We start from the raw sequence: 16127 nt of genomic DNA, 5'->3' as shown, positions 1-16127 counted from the left end.
GCAAATTCAACTTCAGTCGTACTGGGCAAGTTGGGGTAGTTCACCAGCTATTTGATGTTTTAATATCTATAACAACTGGAATAGGGCTGAGAAACTTTTGGGCAGCAGCAACCATACAATTGTGTAATATATGGCTAACTTGGTCAACTTCAGTCTCTGGACATTCCAGTACAATTTCATCATGCCTTACACAGATGAGTTTTGTTCTGAATTTAGCTAATGGATTTGAAAGTTTTACCATAGCTAATTTGTTGATGTCGGCATTTAAACCTTGTACTGGATGGTTAAATAGCTCTGATAGTCGGGGCTTGTTTACCCATCTCCGTCGTCTGTTTGCTAGTGTACGACTTTCCTTAATGCCTTGGATGTATTTACGTTTGATGTTTTCATGCCACCTAGCTATTCCAGGATAAGCTTCAAAGAACCGTTGACTGAAAGCTTTTGCTTGCTCTAATGTCATTGCCACCCCATATTTTACTTGGGCGTAAATTTGGAGTTTGGCAGCGCCCATACCGAAAATCAATCCAAAGTTTATTGCTTTTGCTAGTCTGCGGTCTTCTTCAGTCACTTCATTGATATATTTTCCAGTTACTAGAGATGCTGTTAATCGATGTAAGTCAGCCCCCTGGCGATAGACTTGGCACATCTTTGTATCACCACTAAGCCGAGCCATAATTCGTAGTTCTATTTGGGAGTAATCGGCTTTGATAATTTTATAGCCAGGGGCAGCAATGAAACAGCTACGAGCGGCTTCATCACGGGGAATATTTTGTAGAGGTGGTTTCCGGCAAGAAAATCTACCGGATTTTGCCCCTAATTGATAATAGTTAGGATGAATTCTCCCAGTTTTGGGGTGGATATGCTGGGGTAGTTTCTCGGTAAAAGTGCCAATAATTTTGGATAGACGGCGGTAATCTAGCAATGCTTGAATTATGGGATACTGTGCAGCTAAAGAAACTAATTTACTTTGATTAGTTGAGTTGATTTTGATACCAATAGCTTGTAGAGCAGCCAAAACTTGCTGAGGTGAATTCGGGTTTATTGTATCTGTCAGTTCTGGCAGCAATGATATTTGAGAGCTAGCAATACGGAGTTGCTTGAGTTGGTTTAAAGCATCTGTTTTTTCAGCTTCTAGTTTTGTACCCAGTATCTGCCATCGAGACAAGTCAAATAGCATTCCGTTAAGTTCCATTTGAGCTACAACAGGCATACACTGAAATTCCAGTCGGGCAATTTTGAGTAACTTTGCCTGCTTTAACTTCTTGAGGAGAATTGGGTAAAGGTCAAGTAATATGGCAGCATCTACGGCAGCATAGTGCAATTGAACCTTGGTGAGAGGTTTACACCAATCACTGATTTGTTGAGTTTTATCTAGTTGAAGGTGTAGTAGCTTTTTAACTATATTTTGTAAAGATGAGCTTGTTTTTAATCCTGCGGTTAGAACTTTATAAGCAAGTTGGGTATCAAAGAATTTACCGGAGGGTTGAAGTCCTGCGAGCGTGAGAAATTGCCAGTCGAACTTGGCATTATGTGCAATTTTGACAGCAGAGTTACAAAGCAGTTTTTTGAGTAGTGGGCGATCGCTTTTGGGAATAGCTGGTAAATCAATCAGCACTACTGGATGGTTTGGTGCAGCTATTTGAATCAGTCTAATAGAATCAGTTAGAGGGTCAAGTCCTGTTGTTTCACAATCTATGGCTAAAACCTCTGCCTGAAACAGACCTTGGAGAGCAGAATTAAGAGTTGAAACATTGGAAACAAGAGTATATTTTGGGGTAAAAATACTGGAATTATTTGTATTTATTAAGCCTGTATTCATAATGTATTAAATTTTAAGTTATCACCTAGAAGCGATAGCTTGTATATATATCTAGCAACTTCAAAATATTTAGTTTTTTACAAAGATTTGAAAACCTATTAAAGAGAGGTAATACTATAGCGGTGTGCAGTTGAGGAAGATACAAAAACTTTGCTGGGAAGATTATACAGCAACTACTTTTGTCTTCTCATCCGAGCGATAACCGCCATATCGATATTCCTCTCTTTATATGATTAACTGACTTTACGTTTACCTGTTTTTGCAATGTTAGAATGCTGAATATTCTCTCGAACAGATGTCAAAGCAGTAGGAGCCAATTCTCTAATAATGGGTGTGACAATTTCTGGTGCCAGTTCTAAACGATGCTTAATCTGTGCTTGCAACCAGGCTAAAGGAACACTTTTACTGTTGACTTTTTGTTTGATAATTAAGTCAGGATTGGATGTTGAAGCTTTTTTTATGGCAGTGGCAATTTTTCTGGCTGTTCGTAAATCAATTTTGTCTACATCAATGCTAATAAAGTTGTCTGGTTGAGGTTCTGGTTTTGATGTAATATGGTTAGTTGATTGATTTTGATTTTCCAACTTGAGAGATTTCTTAATATCAATATATTCCAAGTGTGATTGTTCAGATGTTGTGTTGTTGGTATGGGATTCGATATTGAGCGTAAATTTCTGCCACAGATGGACTATTCCCACAACGAAATCAACGAGTATCACAACGGTATAGAAGGCTGTAATTCCAATGATGAGATGATTTAAAATCTCTTGAATTTCTTGAGTATTCATGATGACTAACTTGAAAATTTATGTTCATAATTAAAGAAGCGATCGCTTCCATATAACAGAAAAATCCTCAGATGAAAATTTGAATAGACTGAGGATTTATTGAAAATTCAGAACAAGCTAATTTGCACAGTTGAATTTGATGAAGGTTTAGGAGTTGGAGTGCTTTGGGTCGAGTCTAAGTTAGGCAAGGCATTGACATTACGCTTACCCCATCCCTCTTCTCTTGTGCTGCGTGTTTAACTACGCTGCGTCGAATTGACCTGCTAAGATAGTTGAATTCATTTTTTACCTGATTAAAATGAATGATGCGATTATTGCTGGCATTGCTCGTATCACCATCACCTATAAATTCATAAAAACTCTTGCAACCCTTTGGTAATTTATCGTATTTGGTTAAAACTTCATTACCTACCCAAAGATAAAGGTCAGTGTAATCCCTATGTAAAGGTGCTTCGTAAGTTGCAGGCATCATGTAGGTAAGAACTTCTGTGGCTGTGCTGGAAACACCAACCTGATCCTGTTCGTATTCAGTGAAGATAAGTTCCAATCGATCCTGAATACAAGCAAACTTCAGCCATTGGGGAATCGTATCACTCCAAGGACTGCGATGAATTACCAATGGCCCTGCAAGGTAGCGAACATGGTGTAGGGAAAATTCAGCTATTTCTAAAAGGCTTGCTAATAATTCTTTTGGTGTATTTAAACTTGCCAAAATTTGCAGCATTTTTTGGGTGTTATCTGGCAGTTTGGTACTATTACCATTACTAATTTCTGCCATTATTTCTGGTGAAATTAAATTCATTTGCTCCATTTTTCATCTCGATATGAGCGCATCACCAAAAATAGCCAATCGGCTAAAAAATTAATGTCCAATAGGTGAATGCTGATACTAGATAAATCTTTTTATGCTGGCATTGATACAGCTTTTTTAGGTAATGTCAATGAACAACGAACCCACAATTAACCAAAATCTTGATACTGACGACAGTAGTAATTATCAGTCTGGCAGTGGCTATCAATCTTTATGTTACGGTGTTGAGCAATTAAGTTCTGGAGATAGTAGTAATCCCTTGCAAGCAGACCAATTTAGGGATGGTTATCAAGAGAATATTTTTGAAATCAATCTTGGGGATACACCTTACACTGAATCGGCTGCTAATCCCAATCCTCAATTACCAGGATATGGCTCTGGCTCCGGTTACAAGTCTAATAAAAGTCAACAGTCAGCATCCCCAGAGCTAGAGTTATAAGTCATATTTTCACTCTCTTCCTATACCCCATAAGCAACAAGTAATTGGGTTTTTATTCAATAAATTACTTTGCTGATTGGGGTATAGTTACTGTCATTTTTAAACCTGGAATTATGAAGATACCAAAAGCATGGATATTTCTTCTGGTTGTCATAACTTGTATTATTTATAGTATCGCTGCACAAGCTACAATCAACACATTTGGTGATGGCAATTTACCGACTCGAATTGTAGAAGTTGCAAATCCTCAGTCTCGACTACCTGCTACTAAAGTTTTGCTGCCAGACTGGAACCGCATTTCTCTAGGCCAGCTACCAGGGATCAGTCAATCAGGTGCAATTGATGGCAGTCCCTACAGCCAGACACTAGGTTATGACCTGAGTCGCACTTGGAATGTGGGTATGACTCCTGACCAATATTTGAAGTTAGGAGATATCAGTGAAGCATTACAAGCAGAGGAGTTTTCTTTGCAGGCGATCCAGGCGATCGCTCTCCGCACACAACCAGAGGCGAACACAGACATCAACAGTATAGATTTAAACAAAATTGCCTTGAGTGAATTTCCCCTGATTGGGGAGCAGACATTGAGCCATTTAGCTCAGGTTGTTCCAGAATTAGCTAAGACACAAGTAAACAATATTACACCTGTTGCAACCTTACTAAAATCTCACTTAATTGCCGCATCTAATTTAACACTAGCTCAGGTACTAACACAGTATGAAGTTGGGCAAATGAAGCTGGGACAAATCAACTTGTCAGAGTTTTCTATTTCTTCAATTCCTAACTTAGATGCAGTACAGCTACAACAATTTACAGGTTGGATGAATAGCAATGTTTCGGATATTCCTGGTTTGGGACAAGTACCTTTAGGATCAATGCCTAATCCCATCACTGAAATTGGTAGCTTGGTAATGCGGATTGATGTAGTTTATGGGCCAGCAGAAAACCGCCGTAACAATACGATTTCTGGTTCAGACGTGCAAGGGTTTTCTGTGCCTTGTACTGAAAAAGACTGCGCCTATTTAGAATTGGATGATTTGGAGAATACAGGTCGTCAGGAACGCGGTAAGTTAGAAGGTAAACAGTGGATTTCCGGTAAATACCAAGAAGTCGAGGGCGGGCGGGGTATCCTGAAAGCAGCGAATAACGGTCGGGAACCAACAGGAAGGCTACCGTTTGGTAAAGCTTTTAAGGTGGTGATAATGGAGCCGGATGAAACCACTGATACGGTAGATACGGCTTTGTTCTTTCGGTTTTGTGCTTGGCGAATGGGTTGTACACCTTACTTTATCGGGCCTGTTCCTTTTTTCAGCTACAAGGTTAACTCCCTGATATTTGTAGGTAATTTGAGTGAACAGAGGACAAATACTACGTCTTTACCAACCGGAGCTACAAGAGAGCCGAAAGCTAAGACTACCAACGGTACTGGAGTAAGAGAGAAGATTAATCCATGCACGTTTAGTAATGGTAGTCAGTCGATAACAGGTCAATCATTCTCCGGTATTGATTTGCGATCGCTCTCAAATGCAATTGCGGAGATTGAGAGCGCTGGTAGCGGGGATTACAAAGCAGTTGGTATACATACCTGTGCGGATGGGGGTTTAAATTGTGGTCGCGCTCTCGGTCGCTACCAGTTCATGAGTTATAACCCCTATGCAGTGCAGTTAATTGCTGCCAAGCCTAGAGGTCAAGAGTTTCTGAGTCAAGTGGAGCAAGGGCATCAACCAACAGAGGCTGAACTATTTGAGTTTTTTCCTCCAGCTGACCAAGATAGGGCGTTTATGGCTGATATGGCTAACAAAATTCAAGTAACACAAGAGCAAATCGATCCGGCTACAGGACAGCCATTTACAGGCGAACGCCTAATTGAACGAGTGGCTCAAAAGCATTTTGGTGGTGATTACAGCAAAGTTGATGGAAATGGCTCAGATGCCCTCGGTCGCCTCAGTCTCAAAGATTACGGCAAAACCGCTTTAGCTAGTTATCGCAACAGTAATAGCGATAATGGAACGCTGACCTGTTCTCCCAATGTAAATTCTAGCTACATCAGCACTGCTAAAAATACTGGAAATGGGAGGTAGAGTATGACAGATTTATCTAAAACTTCTATTACCTCACCCCATGAGATAAAAGAAATATTTGATACTGATACCAATTCAAAAATACACTTTGGGCAAACAGGGGAAGGAAAGGGAGTTTATTCTGACTCCGCCTCCCCTACTCAATCTCAACCACTGAAGGCAACTGCATATCAATTACCAGCACCGACTATGAGGGTACGCTACTGGGTTCATTGGTTTCGCATTGGTTTGGGCATCTTTTTGTTGCTGTCGATTCTCATGAGCTTAGGGGGCTGTAGCTTAAATGCGGCAACCGTTACTTGGAACAAAGCTGCTAATGTTGTGCCTGCAACAGTCGTTGAACAGGTGATTGTAGAAAATACAGAGTTGAATGCCAAAGTATCTGCTAAAAATATACTGGCTTGGAGTGTGGAAGGAAAAGACGGCAGGTTCGCAGTTTTCAACTTGAACACGCCTGATGTCTGTGGTGCTTTGGGATGTCTGTATACTGGTTACTGGCTCAGAAAGGACAAACCAATTACTCAGGTATTCTTGAGTTACTTGAATCCCAATCTGCCACCAGGTAAACATTTGTTGTCAGTGGGAGAGAACCGAGGTCAGGCATTACCGTGCATTAAAGTACTGCAAACCGAGCAGGAGCAGCTACGCCAATTGAATTTTTGTTTCAATGGCACTGGCTATCAACTTGCTGATAGTCAGCTTTTCACTAATAGTAAAAATTCCCAAAGTTGATAACTCGAAATCTAGAAGAAAACTCTGCCATAGTCATCTTAGCTACGGCAGGGTATTTTCATCTAAAACCTCTAGGAAATTTCCATTAAATCGGTATCTAGGTCAATGGTGGATGAAGAGTGCTGAGTTAAAAGGCCGCCCACAAGTGGATGCCGTGCGGGGCATATACCAAGTACATAAGTACTGAGTGACTTTTAATCTACTCAGGACTCATGACTCAGCACTGAGTAGTGGGTAGTTTACCAGCACAGACGCTATAGTTGCATTGGACTATTCCTCATCATCCAGTTCATCGTCTTCCTCCTCAAAATCATCATCGTCTAACTCAGCTTCTAAATCGTCGGTTTCATCGAGGAAGTCGTCATCGTCAATAAGTTGAATTTTGCGAGGTGGCTTGGTCGCTGGTTTGGATTTACGAACGCTTTGAGTTTTGTTCCTATTTTTATTTGGTGGCAATACTTCCACGTCTACAGATACCGATTCTCCTGGCAAAGCAGGTAGGGATTGAGGTTCATTAAAACCAGCGATCGCATCATGTTGTTGCCAAATGAGGGCTTTAGCTGTGGGCTGACCCAAATAAAATTGAGACAGATTTTCAACGGTGGGTTTAGTATAGTCTACAGTCTTACAACAGTCGTGTTTATTCTTACCTTCGCCTTCTTTTACAGCTTTGAACTCGACTGACAGCACACCTAAGCTACGCCACCTATCGTTTTTGCCGCTAAATGGCACTTGGAAATAGTCAGCAAAGGTTTTCTCCAAAGAACGGTAAAACTCCTCACGCACTGACTTAAAACTCCACAGAGCTACATTCTTAAAGCGGACAACGACAGGAGTAGTATGCAGGGGTTGATTATCCTCATCCAGAAACACCAGTGCATGTTCTGAACACACATCCATTGTTCTCTTGTCAAGGTTATGTTTGTATTCATCATAAAGCCCAACAAAAGAACCACCTAAGTCTTCAACATCTGATTTATAACGGATATACTCTGGTACAAAAGCTAAAACTAGTAACCGTGCTTGAGTAATTAAGAGTCCAGTAACATCTTCAGTTAGGGTGACAATAGTTAGGTCGTTCTCCTGTGGCATATCAAGCCAGCCAGCCTTTTCTAGCTGATCTTCTGGAATTAGAAGTCCGGCGGGTTTGTCATTAACGACAATGCCGTAAGGCAGTAACGGTCGTCTAACTTGGTTATAACTGTCGCTGAGAAGTTCTGGGTCAATATCGTCAATATCAAGGTCTGACAATTGAGTGTTAGGAGCTTTAGATTTAGCTGCTTGAGCTTTGGTATTAGCTTTGGGATTAGAAGCAGCAGTTTTGGTAGTAGATTGATTGGAGCGATTAGAGTTGTTTGAAACCCTAGATTTAACCATTGGACTACATAAATATGATTGCCCAACGCATGAGGCGTTAGCCTCAAAACTTAGTTATTTCTTGTCAATTATGATTTAATTTAATGCAACCTAAAATATATTTATCTTACCATGCTAAATATAGTTTTTAGGGATAATGAGGGAATATAGACACTGATGTTAAACTCGTTATTTTAGCTTGACTATCAGATTAGGTTAGTTTTTGAAATCAGTGTCTATTACGTTAAGTCATTATCCTAAATATTAAAAAAGTGATGTGCTTATCTGCGAACTTTTCGTTTTGTTTTGTTGTGCCAGTAAACAGTAATAATTTCTGGGGTAGGAAGTCCTCTTTTACATATAACTCGTAAGCCGCGAAGTTCATCTATAAATGGGGCATAAACAGTATTACGCAAATGAACAATTAGCCACAATTATTCAGCCTATTCTAGAGCTACCTTCACGCATCGTATGCTTCTTTACTGTTGCAGTTATCGAATCTCTCCCGTGATGATTTATTGGCCAGGTTTAACAGCAAGCATTCATAAAGATGTCCTGTATCTGAAACTCCTCTAGAAATAGAGTTTCTAACACCTCTAAAAAAAATGTCCAAAAGGTCAATACCCTAGCTTTAACTTGGTAGCTAAAATTTCTGCTAAATGCCTACTTAACTGCTATGAACATTTACCAGAAAAATCTACCACACAACCAGATCACTGCTAACTCAACATTAATTGAAGTCTCATCCTTCCAAGCACCTCTGGCTAGCATTGACTTTGGCAAGTTGTTTCAGCAGTATAACAATCCCCAAGGTTGGATGATGGTAGGTGGAATGCTCTTCGTTTTACTGTTGTTGCAAATCAGTGGTACTGGTAAAGGAAAAATCACCACTGGTAAAGTCTCCGGTATCAGCGAGAAACTAGCAGCAACTAACCTAGCACTCAAGCAAATCAAGGAGTGCAAACACAATAAAGTTACCCTGTGGTCTGGAACTCCTCGCTATTGGATAAAAGGTAAATGGCGGGGGTTGCTGGCTAACATACAAACTATGCTTGGTGCTGCACCTACAGTTTGGTTTCCCAATGCCGAAAGGGGAACACTGGTAATAGGTGCGCCTGGGTCTGGTAAAACCTACTCAACCATAGACCGGATGTTAGAAAGTGCGATGCAGCAAGGTTTTCCGATTTTACTCTACGACAAGAAGGGCGACCAACTACGACTCCATGCACCCTTAGCAGCCCGTTATGGCTATAAAGTACGAGTATTTGCCCCCGGTGAACCCTTTAGCGGTACGATCAATCCTTTGGATTATATGCGTGATGCACGCGATGGGGTAATGGCAGGGGAAATTGGACAAGTGATTAACCGCAATGCTTCCAGTGGTGGTAAAAGTGATGAGTTCTTTGCTAAAGCCGGGGACTTGTTAGCTAAGGCACTTTTACAGTTAGTTAAGGGTTCACCTTACCCAGATATGGCGATGCTTTATGCGGTGCTACGGTTGCCAAAACTGGTACAGCGCCTTGACCATGCGGTGCAGTCAAAAAGGTTGGATGAATGGGTGGCGACTTCGTTTATTCAATTTTTGAGTGCCAAGGATGCAGAGAAGACTATTTCGGGGATTTTGACCACAGCAGCAGGTACTTTCTCATCTTTCATCCAAGCTGATTTGCTGAGGGCATTTATAGGGAAATCGGATATTCCTACTAAGCTTGAAGGTAGAGAGATGGTGGTGTTCAAGCTAGATGATGAACGTCGCAGTGTGGTGGGGCCTCTGCTGGCAGCTGCAATGCACTTGATGATTGTTGGTAATTTGAGCCGTCCCCGCAAAGACCCGTTGATTATTTCTTTGGATGAATTACCATCAATTAAGCTAGACCGACTGCCACAGTGGATTAATGAATATCGTTCCAATGGTGCCTGCTTTATTCTGGGTATCCAAAGTTTAGAGCAACTTTACGATATTTATGGGGATAAAATGGGGAGTGCGATCGCTTCTGCTTGCAGTACCCATGTTTTGTTCAATCCTGGTAACTACAAAACGGCTGAGGATTACTCAAAGCGTTACGGTGAGAAGGAAGTGCTGATTAAAAATCGTACCACAGGGCGATCGCTTGGCGGACAAATGAGCCGTTCAATTAGCTGGAGTGAGAATTTGCAAAAAATGCCTGTAATCAGTGCTGACGAAATTTTGAAATTTCCTCAAGGCAAGTGCGTAATTACTAGTCCAGGTTACAGTTCCGAGGGACAAGCTTCTATTCCTTATCCTTTAATTATTCCGGTGTCCAAAGCCGATGAAAAACGGGCGCATGATAGTGAGGCTCTTTGGGATACACAAGTTAAACCTGCTTTAGAAAGTCAGGTGATAATTCCTGATATTAAAACGTTAACACAAGCATTACATGAACGGATTGAGTCAGCAGCGCGGATGTTGCCATTACCAGAGGAAGATGTAGCACCTGCACAGGAGTCTAGTAACAGTGAAACTGATGTTTTAGAAAATTTCCCAACACGAGTTTATCAAACACCCGGATTGCAAGGATAAGAGGCTGGTAGCTTTTAAAAAGTGAAATATTGTTGGATATCTTGTTGCTTACAGTGTAGAATCTTAAGTGTTTGCTGGTAGATTTTGGCAGCCTTTCTTCGCTTTTTTAGGTTGTGTTCACCCCGTTTAAGTAAGTGTTATAAGGTGTTGCGACTGTAATTTTCTAGAGCATTACAGAGTTACCAATGGTTGTAGACCCTAAGAAGTGCAAGTTATACGCGCGATAGCTTACTATTTCGGAAATTGGCGAATGTATTGAAATTAAAATTTTACAAATTAATGCTGAATATTAGCAAGACAATATCACCTTTTACCCTTGACTTTTTTCAATGCTGCAAGTCGTACTTCTGCATTGAGCAAATAACCAAAACCCACCTTTTCTAAACGCAGCACAAATTCCTCTCGTGTATTGCCCAATTTACTAGCAGTAGCATCCAAATTCCAATTATGGTTCGCTAACTGACTCAGCAAATAAACTCGGCGAGTCTGCATTCCTGATAAGCGATAAGTCTTCAAATACTCCAATTCACCATTCTCTCGAATAATCGCTTCCCCAATATGATTTTCTTCGTTTGGGTTGAGGTCAGTAATAAATCGTTGTAACATGAACGAACCAGCAGTATAGACTTTTTGAGAAATTAACTTGCGTCCTAACAGTCCCTCGGCCATGAAACCCTGAAACGATGCCCAATCTAAACGCATATTTTGTACTGCTGCTCTCAAGGCTTTTAAATCATTAATTTTTGACTCATCTAAAGATACACTCATGGGAAAAGTCGTATCGTGCAGTAAAGCGTATTGGTACAATAACTCACCATAGAAGTCTTCTAACAAGCTATTGTGCAAAAGTCGATAGTCTTCTGGTGTGGGTACTACAAAAGCTGATGCTAATGCTTCGGCAACAAATACCAATACCCCAACCTGTTGAGAGTGAATTTCAAATACCCGCAAAGCATCTTCAAGTCCAGCAATGTAACGTCCACTAAAAGAGCTTTCCATTCGGCTACCCAACCCATGAGAAAGGGCATACTTAGAATATTCACTCCAGGCGATATCAGGGCCAGAGAAAAACATTGATAAAAAGCCTTCCATTGCCAAGTGCAGTGGCAAAAATCTCAGTTGATTACTAGATTCCCGCTTCACCATCCGGTGCATTAACCGGACACTGGCGCAACCATAGTTTAGTTGTTTACCATCTGTTTTAAAAAGCTGTCCCCCAAAAGCCCCCACAGGACTGCCGTCATCAGTCCAAGACAACACTAGTCCGTGAGGAACATAGGAAAAATATTTCATTCCTGGTGCTGTCATTTCTCCTGCTAAGGAAACAACTGTTAAATCTTCATCGTAGCTACGACGCAGCAAGCGCAAGTCGTTACGTACTTGATGGCGCAATAATGGCACAATCCGCACTGCTCCCCGTATTTGAGAAGGAGCAATTTCTAGTCCTTTGAGTGATATGTCTGCTAACAGATTGCTTTTGGATGCCATAGGATGGTGTGTCTATTTTTATTAACTTTAAGCAACACCGTATTTGGTATAAGGACGTTTGTATGGGGGATGCAAGCCTAAAACAATATCTGAAGCTGGAACTCCTCTTTCCACTAGCTCTTGAGCAATATCGGCTTCTGTCATGTTGTGCTGAATCCAAATTTTATTATCTTTAATGTCTAAATGAATGTAACAGGCATAAATACGATTAAACTCTTGCCAACCAATATCTAGAATTTGATAGTGATCGTGTTCTGTATCAAAAATGAGTTGACATTCAATATTTGGTTCGTTTGGGGGGTTTGGGGTGGCATGGGCGATTAATAATTCGCGCACGATTTGGCGATATTTGGCTAGTTTTTCCATTCGATTATCTCCTCTGTATTCGGTTGATATGCTATTATCTTTACGGCATAATGTGATATTGCCGCTTGAGTAAAACGCTCCTGAAAAAAAGTATTAAAAATATCAATAGGAACAGCTAAATAGAGGATACGATCAGGCTCAGTCATTTCTAAGGCAAGGCGATAGTTGAGAAACTGCCCTAGTGCATTATGAAAGTCAGTAATGACGGAGGGATTGATAAAGCTTTTAACTTCTACAGCAATTTTCTGCTCATCTTTTTCAGCAGCAAATACTTTTTCAGCAGCAAGATCAATCTCTAGTTTAACGCGCTCGATGCGAATGATTAATGGATCGCTAGTAATTGTCCATCCGTCTTTGATTAAGGCTTGCTTGACGGCTTGGTGGAATAGGTCTTTGGCCATAGTGGAATATTTACAACGGTTTTCAACTATATGAAGTACACCTATACCTTACAGCCTACACCCTTAACATTTGCTTGACTCGCTCTGCTAAATATGCTTCCAGTTCAGCTAAAGACGCAGAACCTTCAGCAAACCGGGCAAAGCCCAACATCGTAGGTAAATCTTCTGCATCCCGTAATCCTACTGTGGGAATTGTGGCGCTAAGGGGATGTAAAGAAAAGTCATCGGCGTTGTAAACAGGGTTGCAATGAATAATGGAAGTTTTTTGTTTCGGGTCTAAATGATGACGATATACACGTAGAATTTCCGATGCTCCACTGGGGGGGTCGTTTTCCCAACCATCGGTTACAAGTACTACTAAATCTGCGCCCCAGTCCAAAGCATCCAGTAAGGGAGTAGCGAGGTCTGTTTGTCCACGAGGTAGAATCAGCAGTGGATCGTTGGTTGATGCTGTCCAAAAAGCTTGGTATTCCTGGGATGCTGCTTTTAGTAAGTAATGAGTAGCTAAGGCTACCCCTAAAGGACGACGATGTTTTTCGGCTGAACCGGAACTGGAGTAGCTGCAATCTAGGACTGCGGCTACTCGTCCTAGTTTTAGGGGTGATTTTCTTAATGTGAAAGCAGCAGATTTCTCTAATGCTTGGTTTAAGATATCCCACTGCTGTTTGCGAGTATCCAATGGCAAAGATAAGATATACAGCGCCAAACGAGTTAGGGGGAGACGACCTAAATTAATGTCGATTTCTACTTCTGTGCGGTTGGCTGAACCTTGAAAGCGTAATTTTTCATTCAAGGTCATTTGCTCTTGAATACGGGATAAAAAGACCTCTCGTTTAATTCCGTGTTTTGCTGCTAAACCTTCGGCAACTGTAAAGGGTAGTTGATAAACTGCTTGAGCGCTATAGTGTGCTTGGCGAAATGTCTCGAATAGCTCTGTTTGATAAACTTGCTGTTTCCATTTCCCAAACAGAAAATTACCTAATTCTCCTGGTAGGGTGAGGTGAGCATGGGAGGCTACAGCCCGAAATTTGGAGCGATACTTGACAGCATCAAAGTTAATGTCACGTTTTTGCTGGAGATAATCACGAGCGATCGCTCTGCTACGACGATTATTAATACTTCTTTTCCGTAATTGTTGCAATACTTCCCAACCTCGTTGTGGTGGTAGGGCTGTTAATGCTGCGGCAATTAATGCACCTTCTTCTTGTCGATGTTCAGGGGGTGTATGTTTTCCTGTTGCTAGTAATTTGAGGATAATCTGCGCTTGGTTGAAGTGGTTAATCCCTGCTGCCAATGTCCGGGTATAGAGTAACCGGTAATTACCTAAAATATAGTCGTGCAAAAAGTCAATAGATACGCGCTGCCCGTAACCATCACCGTAGAACTCACGCTGTCCTGTGCAGGAGAGGCAGGCATTAATGAACATGACTAAATCTTCCCTTGCCACCTGCTGATGTTGGTTCGCCCGATTAATGTCCATTGTTGGCATAGTGGCTTTTTTGAAGGGGGTACTGTTCGGGGAATGACGACACGACAAGCTAGGATAGCGTTACAGGCTAGGTTCGGAAGTCGCACCAAAGTCCCGCAAACAGTATTAACGACTATTTTAAGTTCTAGATTAGAAAATAGCTATAGGAATCTGACTTAAATCTTACTAAGTATACTGAGGCTTTAAACTCTATAAAGTAAGTCTGCAAATTCATGAGACACGTCCTTAATTTCCCCATATACTGCATAGATAACTTTGACGGCGCTAATAGACAGCAAGTGCTATTTCTCAACATTATTTTGCCATATCTCTTTAAGAAACTTTTTGAACTTTTCTAGAATCAGAGGTAAATCACTATCAATTTCTTGGGTTTGTTGCTCATTTGTCATTGGACGAAACAGACGACGGCCTCGACTATCAAAACCAATTTTATCTGCAACTGCCATAAAGATTGAGTAATCTTTTGGTACTGGTAAATCTCCACCTTTGCGCTGAAGAATTAAAAAGCTGGTGATAATTCCCAATCCACATTCTACCTGAAAGTTCTCTGTAGGTAACTGAATGGAAGCAATTAGCAAAGCCATGTCTTCTAATAGCCATCTGCGAAAGTGTGCTTGGTTAGATGAAGACAGAATTCCATTAGACACCAAGATACAGACTATTTCACCAGGTTGTAATTGATTTAAACACTGTTCTACAAATAAGCACTCTTGTTCTGCTTGGGTTTTCAACTTGGATGTAATAATGTAGCTTCCATCTCCGTGTTTTATCCATTTATAAGCCATCTCAAATCGGGCTAGTTCTGAATCGGAAGTGAGATTAATTTTGCAATAGGGAGGATTGGCAAGTGCTACAGTAGGCAAGGAAATTGGCAGAGGAGGATTACTGACACAATTTTGAAATAGTTGTTGCCACTCAGTAATTTTAATTTCCATCAAAACAAACTTCCTTGCAACAGATTTTCTGCTTTAGTATTTTCATATTTAATACCATTAATCAGCAAACTATTATTTAGCTTAGTTTTAGGTGTTGATGCGGGAGTTTCATACTTTAAATTTGGTCGAATAAAAGAAATTCCCTTCCCAGTCAGCGTATCTCCGATAACTAAATCTCCACCCAAACTAGGAATAGGCAATGCCAAGTAGGGAGCGTAAAGCATGAAGTTTAAACTTGCTATTTTTATTAGTAGTGAATCCCACTCCCAGCCTGTTAAACTGATGGCATAATTGGACATTTCCAATGCTAATCGTCCTGTACCAAGTGCTGGTTCATATATATGAAATGGTGCTATTGCAGCAGAACTGTCAACTGCTGCAATAGCCATTGTCCTGGCCGTCCAAGTAGGAGTAGGATAGAATTTAGCTCTTGATTGCCCGTAACGATTAGCAGCTAACAAATGACCAAAGTAATCGAAGGGACAAGAAATCAAAAGCTTCAGTTCTAGTTCTTGAATAAGACGATTACTCGCACCGTTACATCCCTCTGGCTCATGAGGCAATTTAGCAATGCTGGGATGCCCTAGTGCATAAAGTAACCAATCAGTAAAATAGGCAATAAATCTGGAAGGACTGCCACATCCACCTTTAGGAATAGATTGCAGACAGCTTGAGAGCATCTGTAAAACTTGAGGATGTCCTAAGTCTAAAAACTCAGTTTGTGGTATTTCTTTAGGTAGTTCTCCAGTTTCCATTGTCCATCGCCATTGCTCCCACCTACCTTGATATTCATCATCTAATTTCAGTAGTTTTGATAATAGCCATCCATGTTCAAAAGTTGATTTGAGTACCATTGGTGTTATCTTTAATAAACATTTGC

General features: G+C 40.8%; 14 protein-coding genes. 4 read left to right on the top strand and 10 right to left on the bottom strand.

From position 1 onward, the window contains the following. Positions 1-40: 40 nt before the first annotated feature. The 3 genes from AC1F2U_RS32515 to AC1F2U_RS32505 all read right to left on the bottom strand — a co-directional run bounded on the left by AC1F2U_RS32515 (position 41) and on the right by AC1F2U_RS32505 (position 3409). On the bottom strand, positions 41-1819 hold the full coding sequence (locus tag AC1F2U_RS32515; RefSeq protein ID WP_480264892.1) for a bifunctional 3'-5' exonuclease/DNA polymerase: 1779 nt from the start codon (positions 1817-1819) through the stop codon (positions 41-43). A gap of 233 nt (positions 1820-2052) precedes the next feature. Further along, positions 2053-2607: a hypothetical protein gene (locus tag AC1F2U_RS32510; protein ID WP_480264891.1), complete on the bottom strand. Its 555-nt coding sequence runs from the start codon at positions 2605-2607 to the stop codon at positions 2053-2055. 175 nt (positions 2608-2782) lie between these two features. Next, positions 2783-3409 carry a hypothetical protein gene (locus AC1F2U_RS32505; RefSeq protein WP_480264890.1) on the bottom strand — a complete coding sequence of 209 codons (627 nt, stop codon included), beginning with the start codon at positions 3407-3409 and terminating at the stop codon, positions 2783-2785. A 139-nt stretch (positions 3410-3548) separates the two neighbouring features. Here AC1F2U_RS32505 and AC1F2U_RS32500 point away from each other — a divergent pair, with 139 nt between their 5' ends. From AC1F2U_RS32500 to AC1F2U_RS32490, 3 genes are all read left to right on the top strand, one after another. Further along, a complete protein-coding gene (locus tag AC1F2U_RS32500; RefSeq protein ID WP_480264889.1) occupies positions 3549-3857 on the top strand; it encodes a hypothetical protein in 309 nt (102 codons plus the stop codon). Between the two features lie 113 nt (positions 3858-3970). Beyond that, on the top strand, positions 3971-5938 hold the full coding sequence (locus AC1F2U_RS32495; protein ID WP_480264888.1) for a M23 family peptidase: 1968 nt from the start codon (positions 3971-3973) through the stop codon (positions 5936-5938). A gap of 3 nt (positions 5939-5941) precedes the next feature. Then, positions 5942-6670, top strand: a complete 729-nt coding sequence (locus tag AC1F2U_RS32490; protein ID WP_480264887.1) for a hypothetical protein — start codon at positions 5942-5944, stop codon at positions 6668-6670. 270 nt (positions 6671-6940) lie between these two features. Here the strand turns inward: AC1F2U_RS32490 and AC1F2U_RS32485 are convergent, their stop codons facing one another. Then, complete coding sequence (locus AC1F2U_RS32485) at positions 6941-8047, bottom strand: DUF5895 domain-containing protein (RefSeq protein ID WP_480264886.1); 1107 nt, start codon at positions 8045-8047, stop codon at positions 6941-6943. Between the two features lie 655 nt (positions 8048-8702). Between AC1F2U_RS32485 and AC1F2U_RS32480 the strand changes: the two genes are divergently transcribed. Then, positions 8703-10568, top strand: coding sequence for a type IV secretory system conjugative DNA transfer family protein (locus AC1F2U_RS32480; RefSeq protein ID WP_480264885.1), 1866 nt, complete (start codon positions 8703-8705; stop codon positions 10566-10568). Positions 10569-10871: 303 nt separating this feature from the next. Here the strand turns inward: AC1F2U_RS32480 and AC1F2U_RS32475 are convergent, their stop codons facing one another. The 6 genes from AC1F2U_RS32475 to AC1F2U_RS32450 form a co-directional block, all read right to left on the bottom strand. Continuing rightward, positions 10872-12056, bottom strand: a complete 1185-nt coding sequence (locus AC1F2U_RS32475) for an ARPP-2 domain-containing protein (RefSeq protein ID WP_480264884.1) — start codon at positions 12054-12056, stop codon at positions 10872-10874. A 27-nt stretch (positions 12057-12083) separates the two neighbouring features. Continuing rightward, entirely contained in the window at positions 12084-12422 is a 339-nt protein-coding gene (locus tag AC1F2U_RS32470; protein WP_094333515.1) for a XisI protein, read from the bottom strand. Next, the gene (locus AC1F2U_RS32465; protein ID WP_480264883.1) at positions 12410-12823 is read right to left on the bottom strand and encodes a XisH family protein; all 414 of its coding nucleotides are present in this window, start codon (positions 12821-12823) and stop codon (positions 12410-12412) included. The genes AC1F2U_RS32470 and AC1F2U_RS32465 overlap by 13 nt, the downstream gene beginning before the upstream one ends. Before the next feature lie 55 nt (positions 12824-12878). Beyond that, entirely contained in the window at positions 12879-14303 is a 1425-nt protein-coding gene (locus tag AC1F2U_RS32460) for a hypothetical protein (RefSeq protein ID WP_480264901.1), read from the bottom strand. 290 nt (positions 14304-14593) lie between these two features. Further along, the gene (locus tag AC1F2U_RS32455; protein WP_480264882.1) at positions 14594-15247 is read right to left on the bottom strand and encodes an N-6 DNA methylase; all 654 of its coding nucleotides are present in this window, start codon (positions 15245-15247) and stop codon (positions 14594-14596) included. Further along, positions 15247-16127, bottom strand: an 881-nt coding sequence (locus AC1F2U_RS32450; protein WP_480264881.1) for a hypothetical protein, incomplete at its 5' end; no start/stop codon positions are given. The genes AC1F2U_RS32450 and AC1F2U_RS32455, both read right to left, overlap by 1 nt.

This window comes from Nostoc sp. LEGE 12454, assembly GCF_056620565.1.
Note: the sequence above shows the minus strand (reverse complement) of the source record. Positions and strands in the feature narration are given on the sequence as shown.